The organism is Brevibacillus jepli (assembly GCF_047229145.1).
GTDB lineage: Bacteria > Bacillota > Bacilli > Brevibacillales > Brevibacillaceae > Brevibacillus.
Genome location: NZ_JBFEFW010000036.1, coordinates 1 through 15,516, shown reverse-complemented (window position 1 = coordinate 15,516; position 15,516 = coordinate 1). Strand labels below are relative to the sequence as shown.

The 15,516-nt window shown below is 44.7% G+C and carries 13 protein-coding genes and 1 pseudogene; 10 read left to right on the top strand and 4 right to left on the bottom strand.

Annotated features, from left to right (window positions below; genetic code table 11):
- Positions 1-12 precede the first annotated feature (12 nt).
- Entirely contained in the window at positions 13-273 is a 261-nt protein-coding gene (locus AB1L17_RS27170; RefSeq protein WP_412848078.1) for a pirin-like C-terminal cupin domain-containing protein, read from the top strand.
- A 35-nt stretch (positions 274-308) separates the two neighbouring features.
- Here AB1L17_RS27170 and AB1L17_RS27165 read toward each other — a convergent pair whose 3' ends face one another.
- The 3 genes from AB1L17_RS27165 to AB1L17_RS27155 form a co-directional block, all read right to left on the bottom strand.
- Positions 309-995 (bottom strand): class I SAM-dependent methyltransferase, encoded by a 687-nt coding sequence (locus AB1L17_RS27165; RefSeq protein ID WP_412848077.1) that lies wholly within the window; start codon positions 993-995, stop codon positions 309-311.
- A 132-nt stretch (positions 996-1,127) separates the two neighbouring features.
- Positions 1,128-1,850 carry a hypothetical protein gene (locus AB1L17_RS27160; RefSeq protein ID WP_412848076.1) on the bottom strand — a complete coding sequence of 241 codons (723 nt, stop codon included), beginning with the start codon at positions 1,848-1,850 and terminating at the stop codon, positions 1,128-1,130.
- A gap of 13 nt (positions 1,851-1,863) precedes the next feature.
- A complete protein-coding gene (locus AB1L17_RS27155) occupies positions 1,864-2,493 on the bottom strand; it encodes a YczE/YyaS/YitT family protein (protein WP_412848075.1) in 630 nt (209 codons plus the stop codon).
- Positions 2,494-2,613: 120 nt separating this feature from the next.
- Here AB1L17_RS27155 and AB1L17_RS27150 point away from each other — a divergent pair, with 120 nt between their 5' ends.
- The 5 genes from AB1L17_RS27150 (at position 2,614) to AB1L17_RS27130 (ending at position 10,562) form a co-directional block, all read left to right on the top strand.
- Positions 2,614-3,597, top strand: coding sequence for a LacI family DNA-binding transcriptional regulator (locus AB1L17_RS27150; RefSeq protein ID WP_412848074.1), 984 nt, complete (start codon positions 2,614-2,616; stop codon positions 3,595-3,597).
- Between the two features lie 86 nt (positions 3,598-3,683).
- Positions 3,684-4,553, top strand: coding sequence for an AraC family transcriptional regulator (locus AB1L17_RS27145; protein WP_412848073.1), 870 nt, complete (start codon positions 3,684-3,686; stop codon positions 4,551-4,553).
- A gap of 283 nt (positions 4,554-4,836) precedes the next feature.
- A complete protein-coding gene (locus tag AB1L17_RS27140) occupies positions 4,837-6,330 on the top strand; it encodes a type I restriction-modification system subunit M (RefSeq protein ID WP_412848072.1) in 1,494 nt (497 codons plus the stop codon).
- Positions 6,330-7,601: a restriction endonuclease subunit S gene (locus tag AB1L17_RS27135; RefSeq protein WP_412848071.1), complete on the top strand. Its 1,272-nt coding sequence runs from the start codon at positions 6,330-6,332 to the stop codon at positions 7,599-7,601. The genes AB1L17_RS27140 and AB1L17_RS27135 overlap by 1 nt, the downstream gene beginning before the upstream one ends.
- A 33-nt stretch (positions 7,602-7,634) precedes the next feature.
- Positions 7,635-10,562, top strand: coding sequence for a type I restriction endonuclease subunit R (locus tag AB1L17_RS27130; protein ID WP_412848070.1), 2,928 nt, complete (start codon positions 7,635-7,637; stop codon positions 10,560-10,562).
- A 35-nt stretch (positions 10,563-10,597) separates the two neighbouring features.
- On the opposite strand, the gene AB1L17_RS27125 is transcribed toward AB1L17_RS27130, so the two are convergent.
- Positions 10,598-11,323 carry a M48 family metallopeptidase gene (locus AB1L17_RS27125; protein ID WP_412848069.1) on the bottom strand — a complete coding sequence of 242 codons (726 nt, stop codon included), beginning with the start codon at positions 11,321-11,323 and terminating at the stop codon, positions 10,598-10,600.
- Between the two features lie 169 nt (positions 11,324-11,492).
- On the opposite strand from AB1L17_RS27125, the gene AB1L17_RS27120 reads away from it, so the two are divergent.
- From AB1L17_RS27120 to AB1L17_RS27105, 4 genes and pseudogenes are all read left to right on the top strand, one after another.
- Positions 11,493-13,286, top strand: coding sequence for a hypothetical protein (locus tag AB1L17_RS27120; protein WP_412848068.1), 1,794 nt, complete (start codon positions 11,493-11,495; stop codon positions 13,284-13,286).
- A 20-nt stretch (positions 13,287-13,306) separates the two neighbouring features.
- On the top strand, positions 13,307-14,221 hold the full coding sequence (locus AB1L17_RS27115) for a DUF5655 domain-containing protein (protein ID WP_412848067.1): 915 nt from the start codon (positions 13,307-13,309) through the stop codon (positions 14,219-14,221).
- Between the two features lie 134 nt (positions 14,222-14,355).
- Positions 14,356-14,865, top strand: a complete 510-nt coding sequence (locus AB1L17_RS27110) for a GNAT family N-acetyltransferase (RefSeq protein WP_412848066.1) — start codon at positions 14,356-14,358, stop codon at positions 14,863-14,865.
- Between the two features lie 109 nt (positions 14,866-14,974).
- A pseudogene (locus AB1L17_RS27105) lies at positions 14,975-15,197 on the top strand (transposase zinc-binding domain-containing protein); the annotation flags it as partial.
- Positions 15,198-15,516 lie beyond the last annotated feature (319 nt).

Genomic DNA, 15,516 nt, shown 5'->3' with positions numbered 1-15,516 from the left:
ACCATTCGGGAAATGGGACGGCCCGAAAAGACGATCATTATCCTAGATTACATCTCTAGTGAATCGGTCGACGTGAAAAAACTCCTTGACGAAGACTCAAGGAGCTGGCGCATACTTTTTGTCTTGTTTAAAAATGTTTCTGGAGATTTTCAAATCGAAGGACAAGCAGAAAACACCGTCATTCTTGTGCTTAGCGGAGAACCGATCAACGAGCCCATTGTCATGCATGGCCCATTCGTCATGAACAGTCCGGAGGAAATCAGTGTATCGTAAGGCCAGCCGGAAAAATCCGATTGGCCTTTTTGCATTCATACAGTTAGCCACCATACCCCAGCGCATTCCGGCAAAGTCGCCAGCTTTTCCGCGACAACTCTGTCGGCCAGCTCAGCCCCAAAGAAAAACCTGGCTAGCTGTTCTGCTTCCTCTACGTCTTTGAACTGATAGTCCAATCGAATCCATTTATGCGAGAAGCCATATTTGTTTTCCAGCAAGGAATAGTACTTTGTAAGAAATTCAGGTGGGTGAGGTGTTTCATATCCGGTTCCCATCGTCTCCATAATAACGACCGTACCACCAGGACGAAGCACACGTTTCATTTCTTGGATGATCGTATCAAGATTGCGCTCGTTGTTCGGTACTTCAGAACTGGTTAAATAACAAACGGTCCAGCCCGCTACGATGACATCTGCACTATTGTCGTCTGCGGGAAGTTCACGATGATCGGCTACCTTGGTTGTCCAATTGGAAAGACCGGCTTCCTTCAACTGTTGTGCATTCACTTCGAGCATGGCAGCGGAAGCATCAAGAGCAAGTATGGACTTGGCATGCGGGGCGATCACCGATGTTAATCTCCCCGAGCCAGCGCCCAAATCGATCACGTCCCGTCCCTTGATCGAAGTAATTTCTTCGATGACATCGAGCAGGCGTGGTTGTCTGGAAATCATCAGATCGTACTGTTCCGCTTGATTTTTATAAATTTGTTCATGGTTTGGCATGATTCATCCTCCCGTGAATGTATCGTATTGGAAGTAATCGTAAAGGTTCACGCCACGTGAAGGTCAAGGATAAAAAAAGGATTCCGCCTGGTAGTCTTGAGCTACTGCAAGGGGAATCCTTCTTTTTATGAATTAACTGGTAGTGATCATTTCCTTTGCCAGCGCTACCATCTGATCATGAAGTGCAGGGTCCAGCTGATTACTTCCTGTGTGGTACGCGAGATGATACCAGATCCCTTGATCATAAAATTCCATCTCATGGGCGGTCGTGACGACCAAATTGACAGATTCATTTTTGTCATCGTACTTATAAAAGTTATACACGTAAGAGCTGTTCGTCGTAATGATATGATGATAGAGGGTGACATCGTCGGAGAGAGGCTCTACTCGCATGACGTTCCCAAATGAGTCCAGTCCAGAAGGGGATGGCTTCACACCCTCCAACGGGTTTTCCTCCGTCTCAGTCATACGTACGATGAAGAAATTTTCAGGGCTATGGGCTCCGCTATCTTGTGCGTATGTCAGTTGTAGCTGGTGTCGGGCCTCTTTTTCAGAACCTGGGGTGAATGACACGAGATAGGCCAGCTCTTGATCGACAGGAAAAGGCAGCTTGTTTTTATCGATTGGCTTGACCCTGCTTTGAAGAGCAGCAGGCAGCAGAGGCGTCAGCTCCTGAAGATTCGTCGGCCGATAATGGGTTACGTTTTCAGGTTCTTGGGACAGCCTGTGAATTTCGCTCTGGGCAAAAACATCTCCCCCAGTTTTTTCGAGACCAGTGGATGAGGAACAACCGACAAGCAGTACAAACAGGCTCGCTACAAGGGAACACACAACTTTTGGTCGAAAATTTCTCAAGGGTTTCCTCCTACTATGCTTGCGCCTCCTTCGCTTGATTGACGAGACGAAGCATCTTATTCCCGACATTGATTGCTGCTTGAATAATGTAGCCAGTCGTAAAGGACAACACGACGGTTCCGTAATAAATAGGGCCATCTAACAGAAAGCTAGCGCTAAGAAATAGGCAAGCCAGCAAAATCTCTGTTCGTCTAAATGTCCACTTTAATCTTTTCGACATAACGAGTACAAAAGCCTCTTGGGGAGCCGTGCACACTTGCGTACACACATATAGCCCAATGCCGCTGCCGATACAAATGTTTCCGAGTGCCATGGTCAATAGTGGTGGCAGTGAACGGATAGCCGCCATGAGCGCATCGATGGACCCGATCAAATCGACGAAGACAGAGATCAGCACCATGACCACAATGGCACCTACCGTAATATAACTCCGATCCATGAAGAAGACGATGCAGACAAAGGTAAGGTTAATAGCAAACATCCAAAAGCCGATCGATATCCCAAAGTTTTGATAAAGGGCAATAAACAGAGAATCATACGGGCTCAGACCAAAGGATGTAATGGTCGTCATCATGTTGATCCCGAGCGCCAAAATCAGTAAGCCTACGATAAATAAAAGATATTCAAATTTTAAGCGAATCACAAAACACGACTCCTTTCATTCTACATAAGGAGAGCATAATATGTGGAACGCTTTTCAGAGCAAGCGGAATGTGCTTTCATGTAGGTAACAAAACCGATCCGACTTAGAGGGGTAATCTGAGTGGCTAACATACGAGAAATTGCGAAAATGGCAGGTGTATCCGTCTCAACCGTTTCACGCGTACTTAATAATCATCCATACGTAAACGAGCAAAAACGAGCGGAGATTCTCAAAATTATTGAAGAGCAAAATTATGTTCAAAACAGTAATGCAGTCCACCTCTCGACAGGAAAAACAATGGTATTCGGAGTGACGCTGCCTCTCGTCAACAACCAATACTACAGCTCCATTATCGAAGGGATTGCAGCAGAAGCAGCCCGGCACCAATACAAGCTGATGGTGTGCCAAACGAATAACAACCCCGAACAAGAACGCAGCGTCCTACACTTGCTCAAAAATAAAAAAATCGACGGGCTAATCATGTGCTCCAGGTCCAGCTCTTGCGAAACGCTCAACGAATACGCAGATTACGGACCTATTATCACCTGTGAAGCAAATGATACCACCTCTGTATCAAGTGTTCATATCGACCACTATCAAACGTATCTGATCGGGATGGAGTATCTGATCAAGAAAGGGCATCGTCGAATCGGGTATTGCATCGGTAGAAAAAATAGCTTTAACAGCCAGCATCGCAAAAGAGCCTATTATGAAAAGCTGCGTTCGATTGACGTGACACCCTCGCCTGAATGGGCATTTGAAGAGTGCTTAACGATTCAAGACGGCAAGGACGTCGTGGGGAAATTGCTGCAAGCAGAAGAACGGCCCACTGCGATGATCGTGTCATGCAATCACATAGCAGCAGGGATCGTGAAAGAAGCGAGCAGATTGGGGCTTAGCATACCGGAAGATTTAGCTGTAATCGGTTGTGATGATCAGCCGATCGGAGAGCTGCTGGAGATCACTACGGTATCAAGCTCGAGTACGTTGATGGGTAAATACGCATTTGAGATGCTGTATGAGCGGATTTGGACACAGCAGACAGGTGGGGAAAAGGAAGAGAAGGAATTGCCGCCCGTTTTGGTAGAACGGCTGACGACGTAAAGCTATTGCAATAGAGCACAGTTGATCAAAAAAAAGAGCGTGATCTCCCGCATACTTAAAGAAAAAATAGGTGAAGGAAGTCAAAGATGGATACATACAGGCGCATTCAGGACGCGATTGACTATGTCGAGGAGCATCTTCAGGAAGAATTGAACATCACCGATATTGCTTCCCGGGCACATTTCTCTGCTTTTCATTTTCAGCGGCTATTCCAGGCGATCTCTGGCTTCAGTGTGCAGGAGTACATCCGCAAACGAAGACTGTCCGAAGCGGCACTTGCCCTGAAGAATTCGAAGGACAACGTACTCGACATTGCGGTTGCCTATCAATACCAGTCGCAGGAAGCACTGACACGCGCCTTTGAGAAGCAGTTCGGCATTACACCGGGAAAATATCGGAAAGAAAATCAGTCGCTGCCCTACCAAGCCAAAATGGACTTCTTGACCTTTCGCCAAACGATCAAAGGAGAGATCACGATGAACAAGCCGACGATCACGATCCTGGACGAAATTTGGATTATTGGGCGTAGTCACCGGACGAGCTTGCAGGATGAAAAGTATTTCGCGGACATCCCGGGCTTCTATCAAGCGTTTGGCAGCAATCAAGATTTTTTGCGGATTCCGAATAAAGCGGCGGCAGACATGTCATATGGAATCGCCTGCGAATTTGCAGATGACGGAAGCTTTTCTTTTGTGGTGGGAGAAGCGGTGCACAGTTTTCCGGATGAACTGCCTGAAGGCTTCACCTCGCTCGTCTTGCCTGCGGGTAAATATGCAGAGTTCAAGGTGAACGGGCCTGTCGATCAGGTGCAAAACACACGTCGGTACATTTACGGAACGTGGTTGCCTAACTCGAATTACGAGAGAGGCGAGGGGCCGGATTTTGAAGTGACGGATGTGTGGGGCTCGCGTTATCCAGATGCGATGAAGATGAGTATCTATATTCCGATCAAATGAAGTATACTACATTTTCAATACTCCCGTTTTACACAAAAGAGGTATTAACAAACAAAATCCTTGTTCGGTTAATTGAATAGCATTTACTAACCTTGATAGGCTTCGTGCCTTTTGAGGTTTTTTCATTTGTGGGGCTATCCAGTTGAGGGTTAAATTTATGGTAGAGTCATGGATGATAGTTGCTATCGATAACGAAGCTTATGCATGATACGATAGTACTAAAGTGTATGACTAATTCACTAATATTTGGAATTTCATGATGGTATGGGGGTAAAGCAACAAGATGAGCCAGTTATCCTTACAGGAATTAGAATCGCATTTATGGAAATCAGCCGATATTTTGCGCGGTTCGGTAGATTCCAGCGATTATAAGAACTACATATTCGGACTATTGTTTTTGAAGCGATTGAGTGATGTATTTGAAGAACGACGTCAGGAGCTCGTGGCGGAGCTTGGCGAAGAGCTCGGGCACATGCTCGAAGATGATCATTCCCAATATCAATTTTACGTGCCTGTGTCTGCTCGTTGGGGAGAAATTCGCAAGCATGCGGCTGACATTGGTTCTGCGATCAACGTAGCGTTTGAAGCGCTGGAAAATGAAAACCGTACACTTGAAAGCGTTTTGACACCGATAGATTTTAATCGCAAAGAAGTGTTGACAGACAGCGTGCTGCAACGATTGTTACAACATTTCTCTGAATTGGATCTGAGCAATGCGAACTTGTCAGAACCAGATATGCTAGGTCGTGCATACGAGTATTTGATCAAAATGTTCGCCGACGATGCCGGGAAAAAGGGCGGAGAATTCTATACGCCATCCAAAGTTGTGGAACTAATCGTAAAGCTCATCAAGCCAGAGGAAGGCATGCGCGTCTATGACCCGACTTGTGGGTCTGGCGGGATGCTGATTCAGTCTGTTGATTATGTGAAGGAACAGAACGGCAATCCGAAATCGTTAACGTTGTACGGCCAGGAGAAGAACCTGGGAACATGGTCGATTGCGAAGATGAATCTGCTGCTGCACAACCTGCCTGATCATACCATTGTAAAAGGTGATACGATTCGCGAGCCAAAGCTGGTAGAAGACGGAGAAATCATGATGTTCGACCGTGTGATTGCGAATCCGCCGTTTTCTTTGAAGGAGTGGGGGCGTGACGAGGCAGTGAATGATCCGTACGGTCGCTTCCAATACGGTATCCCTCCGAAAAATGCGGGTGACTATGCGTTTATTCAGCATATGATTGCATCCCTCAAAGCAGAGGGCAAGGCTGGTGTAGTAATGCCGCATGGTGTGCTATTCCGTGGGGGAGCAGAAGGAAGCATTCGTCAAGGATTGTTAGAAGCTGATTTCTTGGAAGCGGTAGTGGGCTTGCCTTCTAATTTGTTCTATGGGACGGGTATTCCGGCTTGTGTGTTGATCTTCAATCGGAATAAGGCAGCAGAACGAGTGGGTAAGGTGTTGTTCATCGCAGCAGAGGATGAGTACCAAGAGGGGAAAAACCAGAATACGCTTCGGGATGAAGATATTGCGAAGATCGTGGCGACGTTCGATGCGTATGAAGATGTGGAGAAGTATGCGAGAGTAGTGACTCTGGATGAAATTAAGGGTAATGACTACAACCTGAATATTACTCGTTATATTGATAAGTCTGAGGAAGAAGAGAAGGTGGATATAGAGTCGGTGATTGTGGAGCTATCGGAGTTGGAAGGGAAGCAAGCGGAAATTAAGGCGAAGCTGAACGGTTATCTTCGTGAGCTGGGATTGGGTGAAGTGTAATGAAGCAGGTTCGTGAAGGGTATAAGATGACGGAGCTTGGGGAGATTCCGGTTGAGTGGGAATTAAAAGAGTTAAATTCATTAGCAAGAAAAGAAGAGAAGTATGCTTTTTCTGGAGGACCATTTGGATCAGATTTAACCAGTAATGACTATACAGAAGCTGGAGTTCAGATTATTCAACTACAAAATATTGGTGAAGGATGTTTTTATAATAACCATCAAATCTTCACTAGTGATTCCAAAGCAGATGAACTTAAAAAGTGTAATATATATCCTGGAGATTTGGTAATTGCCAAGATGGCTGAACCTGTTGCAAGAGCTTGTATTGTTCCAAAAGGTGCGGATAGATACTTGATGGCTTCAGATGCTATAAGGCTTTCAACTGACCCCGAAATCATTGACAAGCATTTTTTGATGTATGCAATAAATTCCCGCTATTTTAGAAAGCTTGCTGAAGCGAATAGCACGGGATCTACGAGACTTAGAATTGGATTAACTACACTTTCAAAACTTAACATTCTATACCCACCAATTAAAGAACAAGAAAAAATCGCCGAAATCCTCTCAACAGTGGACGAACAAATCGAGAATACCGAACAACGGATCGAAAAAGCAAAAGACCTGAAACGCGGGTTAATGCAGCAATTACTGACAAAAGGCATTGGGCATACCGAATTTAAGCAGACGGAGCTTGGGGAGATTCCCGTTGAGTGGGAAGTGAGGCTACTTGAAGAGTTGGTAGATTTTAGTAATGGCAAAGCACATGAACAATTAATTGTTGAGGAAGAGAAATACATTCTGATAAACTCCAAATTTATATCTTCTGAAGGGAAAGTAAAAAAGTATTCCTCAGAAGAATTACAGCCTTTAAAAATCAATGATATTACTATGGTAATGAGTGATGTACCAAATGGGAGAGCTCTTGCAAAATGTTTCATAGTAGATAAAGAAGGTACTTACACATTGAATCAAAGGATTTGTTTATTGAGAAGTAAAAAAATCAATACAACATATCTATTTTACTTTCTAAATAGAAATAAATACTTTCTTAAATTTGATGATGGAGTTGGACAAACAAATCTTCGTAAAAATGAGGTTCTGGAATGTCCAGTTATCATTCCAACTTTACCAGAACAACAAAAAATCGCCGAAATCCTCTCATCCATAGACGAACAAATCGAAAACTACGAACAAGAAAAACAAAAATACCTCGAACTAAAAAAAGGATTAATGCAGCAGCTACTGACAGGACAATTGCGAGTGACGGTATAACCAACCGTCACTCCATACTTGGAGGAAACGAAGATGAATCCTTTGGAATATTCGGAAGTGGAACTCCCCTTTATTGAACAGCTACAGAAATATGGTTATACATACAGAAAAGGTTCACAACTAGACGACGATCGTACATCGAAAGCAAGCCTCATTCTTGAAAAACGCTTCGCGAGCGCGATATGCAAACTCAACCCGTGGATGGACGACACCAATGTTGATCGGGTCGTGAAACAATTCACCACCTTGCAAGCCGAAGACCTGTGGCGTGCGAATAAAACAATATTCGATTGGCTATTCGGTCAAGGCATATCCGTCATGCAGGACCTGGGAGCTGGTAAGAAAAATCAAACTGTCCACTTGTTTGATTACGAGCAAGTGGAAAATAACGATTTCTTGGTAGTTAACCAGATCACTTACGAAAATGCGTCAGGAAAAGTAATTCCTGATCTAGTCCTGTACATCAATGGTCTACCGCTCATCCTGATTGAGTGCAAGAGCCCAAAGCTCCAAGTAGACAAGCAACTCACGGAAGGTGTCCGCCAATTCGAGCGCTACATGAAAACAAACGAAAAGCTGTTCTGGTATAACCAGATGCTCATCGTGACGAGTCGGGATCGGTCGCGTGTCGGAACGATTTTTGCCAAGCCACAGCATTACGGTCTATGGAAAGACCCGTATCCGTACACCTATGAAGAGATTGGCAGCGATCGTGCCCAAGACGTGCTGGTATCCGGACTATTACGCAAAGAAGCCGTATTGGATCTCATGCGCAATTTCATCGTATTCGATGGCAAAGTGAAAAAGCTGGCACGCTATCAGCAGTATCGAGCAGTCAACAAGACAATGGAGCGTATCGCGAAGGAGAAGAAGCCCTCCTTGCGAGGTGGTGTCGTCTGGCACACACAAGGCTCCGGGAAATCATTGACCATGGTCTATTTGGCAATGAAGCTTCGCCGACAAGCATCTTTGGAGAATCCGATGCTCGTCATCGTCACAGATCGTCAAGACCTTGATGATCAAATTACGAAGACCTTTATGCAATCAGGCTTCCCCAATCCGACTCAAGCCACATCTGTAGCAGATTTGAAGCTGCAATTAAGTAAAGGACCGGGCACGACAGTCATGACGCTCATCCAGAAGTTCCAAGGCGACGAGGAGAAGGTTTTCCCGATCATTTCTCAGTCTGAAAATATTATCGTCATGACCGATGAATCCCACCGTTCGCAGTACAAGGGGCTTGCACTCAATATGCGCAAAGCATTGCCGAATGCGACCTTTATTGGATTTACTGGAACACCAATCGACAAGAAGACGCGCTCGACGACGGGCAAGTTCGGTGGTTACATTGATAAATATACAATTGAACAAGCGGTTGAAGACGGTGCTACTGTCGAGATTCATTACGAATCTCGCTTGCCTAGCTTGCATATGAAGGGCGATACACTTGATGAGCTGTTTGCCCGTACCTTTTTTGAATATGACGAAGATGCCAGAGAGCAGATACAACAAAAGTATGTAAATGACCAACTGCTGTTAACCGCGCCAGAGCGGATGAAGGAAGTGGCGTTAGATCTCGTTCGTCACTTTGAATCTCGTATTCTCGTAAATGGCTATAAGGGTCAAGTTGTAGCCATATCCCGTACCGCAGCGGTAGACTACAAGAAGCTCATTGATCAATATGCGATGGGACAATTCGAGACGGCGGTCATCTTCTCAGCAGGACAGAATGACACAGACGAACTTCGCAAGTACCATATCTCGAAGGAAGAGGAGAAGAAGCTTATAGAGCGGTTTAAGAAGCCATTTGCCGAGGATAAGCTAGCTTTATTAATTGTCTGTGACAAGCTATTAACAGGGTTCGATGCGCCGATTGAGCAAGTCATGTACTTGGACAAGCCGCTTCGCGAACATAATTTGTTGCAAGCGATAGCGAGAACGAATCGCAAATACGATGCGAACAAGAAATACGGCCTGATCGTTGATTATTTTGGCGTCTCACGATTCCTGGATCAAGCGCTTGAAATTTTTAGTGCCAATGATGTGCAGGGAGCATTGCAATCGATCGATGATGAATTACCGAGACTGGAGCAGCGTCATCGTGCTGCGATGCGTTTCTTCGATGGACTGAGGATTGAACAATGGGAAGAAAGTGTTTTGCGATTGGTAGAGGAAGATGTTCGAGCGGACTTCGATATTGCCTACAAACGATTTGCAGCGAGCATGGACAAGGTAATGCCGAGTCCGAAGGCAGAGCGGTTCCTGCTTGATCTCAAACGTGTCGGTACTATTCGTCAACTAGCGAAGTCTCGCTTCTCGATCGATGATGGCATGGATATTTCAGACTGTGGAGAAAAGGTCAAGCGGCTCGTACATGATTATTTGCATGCTTCAGGAATTGATGCCAGAGAGGCAGTGTCGATCCTGGATGTTTCCTTTAAGGAAGAATTACAGAAGAATACATTGCCAGAGACAAAAGCAGCACAGATGGAGCACGCGATTAAGAAAGAAATTTCCGTTCGTCTTGGAGAAGATGAGGTGTATTATACGTCTCTTAGGCAGAGAGTCGAGGAATTGTTGGCACGCTACAAGGAGCGTCAACTTACGATTGCTGAGCTGTTAGAGAGACTGGATGCTGTTCGAGATGAAATGCTGGACAAGGTAAGCGGTAAGACAGACAGTGGCCTATCTTATATGCAAGAGCCGTATTACAACAAATTGCACGAAGTTTGTGAATCGCGGGCAGATTATGAGTTGAAGGAGATCGCGATTGAGGTTCAACAGTTCATCGAGGATCGTGTTACGCCAATCAGTGATTGGACGTCCAAAACGGATTTCAAGCGACAATTAACAGGCGATCTAAAGGTGGTATTGCTGAAGAAAAAGATGAATATGAATGATGCTTCGATGCTGACAGGCTACTTCACGGCTCTGGCAGAAACCCAATACGGAAAGAAATAAAGGGAATGACCAGCAACGTGTTTGCTGGTCATTCATCATATGTATAACGTATTGCCATATAGACGGAGCCATTCTTTCTTCTCTTCGTAGTCGGATAATAGCATTCGAACCGTATCCCAATAGTCCTTGGAATGATTCATATGTTGGAGGTGTACCAGCTCGTGGACGAGAACATAATCGACAATAGAGGCAGGAGCCAGAAATATACGCCAGTTCAGTAAAATGTTGCCGACTGGTGTACAGCTTCCCCAGCGTTGATCCTGATCCTTAATGACAATCTCTTTTGGTTGATGCGAGAACTTGATCGTGAACCGATTGATTCGGTCTTTTGCGAATACACAGCCTCTATGTTTCACCCAGTCAATATATACAGGCATGATCACATCACGATGCTGATATTCACAAATATCATGAGGCAATTGAACACGAAATTGTCCGTGGTAGAAGCTTAATTTTGGCTCCTGTATGTCAGTAGTCTTCTCTACTTTTAGCCGATATTGTCGCCCGAGGTAGGGCAGCTTTTCACCAGATACGAATTTTCTCTGCAAGCTGTGGTGTTGCATTTCCTCGAAGTGCAACAGTTGAGTGCGTATCCAGACTCCTTTACGGTGTAATAGCTGCTGAATCGCTTGTTCTTCGGCATGGGAAGGAGCAATCACCTCTACGCCGTGTTGGTTAACGGATATGGAAACGGTCTTACGTCGATCGCTTCTCGTTATTTCGTAATGAATCGTTTTAGAACCGAACTGAAAAGATGGCATGATGACTCCTCCTGTCAATGAATTATAGCAGTAGTGAATCGGCCAATTCTAGCGAAATATCGTGTATAATAATCCCAAATGAGGGAACTGGAAAATAGATCCACATGCGTCATGCAAAACGAGCAAAACCATAGAACTGAGGATATAGAAAGGGGAAAGAAAACTCCATATGTCATCTGTATTTACGTTCTTACAAGAGGTGAACGAGGGATTGTATGCTTTGGCGCTCCAAGCAGAAGCGGATGTGTGGAGCAATCCCCGCGCTACTCTGATTCAAGGCAGGCTATTTTGTGAAGAAATGGCGACAACAGTATCCAAGACGGAAAAGGTCGAGCCTGTGTATAGTATTAAGCCCAATGAACGGATACAACTGCTTGCTCGTAGAGACATCATCTCGGATGAGTTGAAGGACAGCTTCGAGTGGCTGCGTAGGAACGGCAACATGGCTGTTCATGACATGAAGCCTTTCCCATCTGATTTGGCGTTAACCGCGCATCGGCAAATCTTTACACTTTCACTGTGGTTTGTCGAGTCATATGGATCACTAGAGATACAACTTCCGACGTACGAAATGCCGTCGATGCCTGCAAGTCGTGGCCACGAACAGAACGAGAAGATGCTGGATGTGAGTGATCAGCTTGAGAAGCTGGTGAGTGCCCAATTAGAAGCGAGGATTTTGCCTACGTTAAAGGAAGAATTCAGGCATTTACATGATAAAATCTCGCAAGTAGCGGCGAAGGGAGTAGCTGTTTCTCAATCGGTAACAACGGAAGCGATTGATGTTAGTGATTATTTAATGGGGCAAGGATTGACAGTAATTGACAAGCGTCCAAATGGCGGAGCGTTGTGGGTTATTGGTGGTTGGGAAATCAAAGATGTATTGTTTGAACTAAAAACTTACGGTATTCACTTCAAGTTCGCGAAGAACGGCAGTCAATCGACGATGCGCAAGGCAGCGTGGTTTATGTTGGGAAAGGCAACCACCATACCAATCTCCACGCAAGGGCAAGCGGAAGTCACAAATCCTCCTGAAACATCAAGTTTCGGGGAAGAGGACGGAGCACAGCTATGTAAGTCTTTTCGTAACAAAGAGCTTATGTTTCCTGCGTCTATGATCGATGTAGGATTGAATGATATCGCGATTAGTGGTTGTACATCGTTAGTCCAGTATTTGATAGAAGAATGTAAAGTAGCTACGATCCGAGATCTTCCTGAAGACTTAACGGTGATGACAGAGAAAATAAATGGGGTTGGCCCGAAGACGATTGATCGATTTGTAAAGCAGTTAGAAGAAGCGATTGCAGAAGAGAAACGTCTGATTGGTTCGGGAAAACGAAAAGAACAGGCTGTCATCGCGTACCGGGAACTCAAGAAAAAACTTGGTCGTCGTCCGACTTATATGGAGCTTCATCAGAATGCGAAGGTGGATAGCCAGGAATATCGTCAATTATTTGACTCTTACTATATCTTCTTATTGCAAGCAGGACAGTTGGACAAAGAAGAAGCTATTATCGCGAAGCGTTATTCATGTTGGCTGAAGGAAGTAGAGAATACGATTATTCGTAAAAGCTACAAAATGGTACTCTTGCATGTGATGTTGACGCGTGGTGTATATAACTGGACGAAGCCTATTACAGCAGAAGAGGTAGCACCCAGATTCTACCAATATTATATGAATGATGAGGAACGCAAGAGTATAGATTTCTCAGATAACGAGACGCAAAAGCTATGGGATGCTCCGGTAGAACGTACTGCGCAGCTTATCGCTCGTATGCCTATGACACATTGGGCGAAAGCAGCTGACAAGCTTCTTCAATATGCTGATAGTTCTTTCAAGATAAAGTTCCCCATCCGAGAGACGGATGAGCAATTGTTGTACGAGTGGACAAGAGAAATATGTGAATATCGGCTGTTCTCGTACTTTGAACGGAAAGCAATAGCGGTCAGTACGAACACACAATAGTGAGAAAGGTGCAATAAACAATGGGGGACATAAAACTATTTCGATTAATGGACAGTGGGTTAGAGGAACTAAGTGGTTATACCGTCACAGTAGAAAAGTCGTTACAGACGTTAATGGAGACAAATTTAGAGGTGCTACTGGGTATTCGATTTCTCGCTTCTGAATATTCGACGGGAAAGAAGCACCGGGGAAGAATCGATACGCTCGGTATTGATGAGAATAATTCGCCAGTAATCATCGAATATAAAAGGTCAACGAATGAAAATGTGATCAACCAAGGCTTGTATTATCTGGATTGGTTAATGGATCATCAAGCAGATTTCATGGTACTAGTCATGAATCGACTTGGTAAAGATATAGCCCATGCGATTGATTGGAGTGCACCGAGACTTCTATGTATAGCTGGAGGATTCACCAAGTACGATGAGCACGCCGTACAGCAAATAAACCGTAATATCGAATTGTACACGTATAAACGATATGGAGACGAGTTATTATTGCTGGATCTCGTAAATGCAACAACAGCAAACGTAGAGCTAGATTATGATAAACCATCGAATATCAAATCTTCAACCACGTATAAAACAGTATCAGAATACCTGGATCAAGCGAGTGAGGAACTAGTTGATCGCTTCGAAGCGCTACGTTCCTTTATGTTAGCACTAGGTGACGATGTACAGATGAATACGCTGAAATACTATATAGCGTTCAAGCGGATTAAAAACTTTGCTTGCGTAGAAATTCATCCGCAAACGAAATGTATTACGATCTATGTCAAAGTCAATCCAGATACGATAGAATTGGAGCCAACCTTTACGAGAGATGTGCGTCAGATCGGTCATTATGGTACAGGTGATCTAGAGATTACGATCTCAAATGACGAGCATCTAGCGCGGGCAAAGGAGCTTATTCAGAAAAGTTACGAGATGAGCTAGTAGGTTGTGAAGAAGACCACTTGTGTCCTCATAAAATAACGAATTTTACATTACTTTCACACGCCATCCATTCCAGCTTTATACCCGTTTGCTACAGTATAAGAGCAAGAGCGAATGTACAGGAGGCGGGTAGGGTGGAAGTGCGGATTGAACGCGTCGTAAAAGATGATTTTGCGGAAATGATCACGTTGGCGGATTTGACATTACCCGATCGAATGAACTTGCATGAGCTGAAAAAGTATATAGAGCTGTTTCCTGAGTTGATTTTCAAGGCGACCTATAACGGTCAGCTCATTGGCTTTAGCTGCGCCGGAATCGATATGTACCAGACGACAGGCTGGCTTTTGTTCAGCAATGTGCGCAAAGAGTTTCAGGGTCAAGGCATCGGCAAGCGAATGATTGAAGCAAGATTGCAAGCTCTGCGCCAATTCCCGACACTTCGTACGGTGCAGGTCACTGTCAGTGAAACAAACGCATCCTCCATTCGCGCATTATCTGCCTTTGGATTCCGTCTGTCTCACGCAGAACAGGATTACTACGGGCCGGGCAAGCATCGGAATTTGATGGAGCTGCCGATTTTGCCAGTTGTGCAACCGACTGTGGCAAGTTCGAGCTGGGAAGAGAAGGTCCATACACAAATCTAGGTGTCACTTTATATGGATAAGGATTTTGAAAGCGGATAAGGCCATGGCCATCCGCTTTTTTTGACGTATCAAGAGCCCCCTTTTTTTGTTTTTTTGATACGATGAAGATATGGAGACAAACATTCTTAGACGGATCTTTTTCTTGGGATCACTTTGTAAAGAAGCACGGTAAGAAAATTCGTCCTGTTGTATTTAGAGAAGTTATGAAATTCCGAGATTGTGGCAATCCAAGAAATGGATTTAAGTTGTTTGTATGCGAAGGGTGTCATGATGTAAAACGAGTTCCTTACCGGTGTAAAAGGCGGTTTGTACCATGCGGCTGTAGTGGGGAGAAGAATATTTCCAGTCTAGGCTCCAGGCTCCGTCCGGCTGGGAAGTGTGCACTGCCCGCGCCGAAGGACTCCACAAGTCGCTACGTCTGGAAATATTCTTCTCTGGAGTAACTGACTCCATTTTTCCATTCTTTTAAAAACCGAATAACTAGGAATGCTCGTACGTGTTTGGCTACTTTGGACACGGATTTCAGTGCAACGAAGGTTACGCCCAAGGCTTGGGACATTGTGAAGATCATCCCTCAGTCTATACTGTTAAGGATGGTCTTCTTAGGTTTAGAAGGTATCGATGAACGAACAAAGCTGGTGAGAAGAAAAA

Coding starts and splice junctions, on each gene's coding strand:
- AB1L17_RS27170 (WP_412848078.1), top strand. CDS start 13: ATGGGACGGCCCGAAAAGACGATCATTATCCTAGATTACATCTCTAGT.
- AB1L17_RS27140 (WP_412848072.1), top strand. CDS start 4,837: ATGAGCCAGTTATCCTTACAGGAATTAGAATCGCATTTATGGAAATCA.
- AB1L17_RS27115 (WP_412848067.1), top strand. CDS start 13,307: ATGGGGGACATAAAACTATTTCGATTAATGGACAGTGGGTTAGAGGAA.
- AB1L17_RS27165 (WP_412848077.1), bottom strand. CDS start 995: ATGCCAAACCATGAACAAATTTATAAAAATCAAGCGGAACAGTACGAT.
- AB1L17_RS27130 (WP_412848070.1), top strand. CDS start 7,635: ATGAATCCTTTGGAATATTCGGAAGTGGAACTCCCCTTTATTGAACAG.
- AB1L17_RS27125 (WP_412848069.1), bottom strand. CDS start 11,323: ATGCCATCTTTTCAGTTCGGTTCTAAAACGATTCATTACGAAATAACG.
- AB1L17_RS27135 (WP_412848071.1), top strand. CDS start 6,330: ATGAAGCAGGTTCGTGAAGGGTATAAGATGACGGAGCTTGGGGAGATT.
- AB1L17_RS27120 (WP_412848068.1), top strand. CDS start 11,493: ATGTCATCTGTATTTACGTTCTTACAAGAGGTGAACGAGGGATTGTAT.
- AB1L17_RS27145 (WP_412848073.1), top strand. CDS start 3,684: ATGGATACATACAGGCGCATTCAGGACGCGATTGACTATGTCGAGGAG.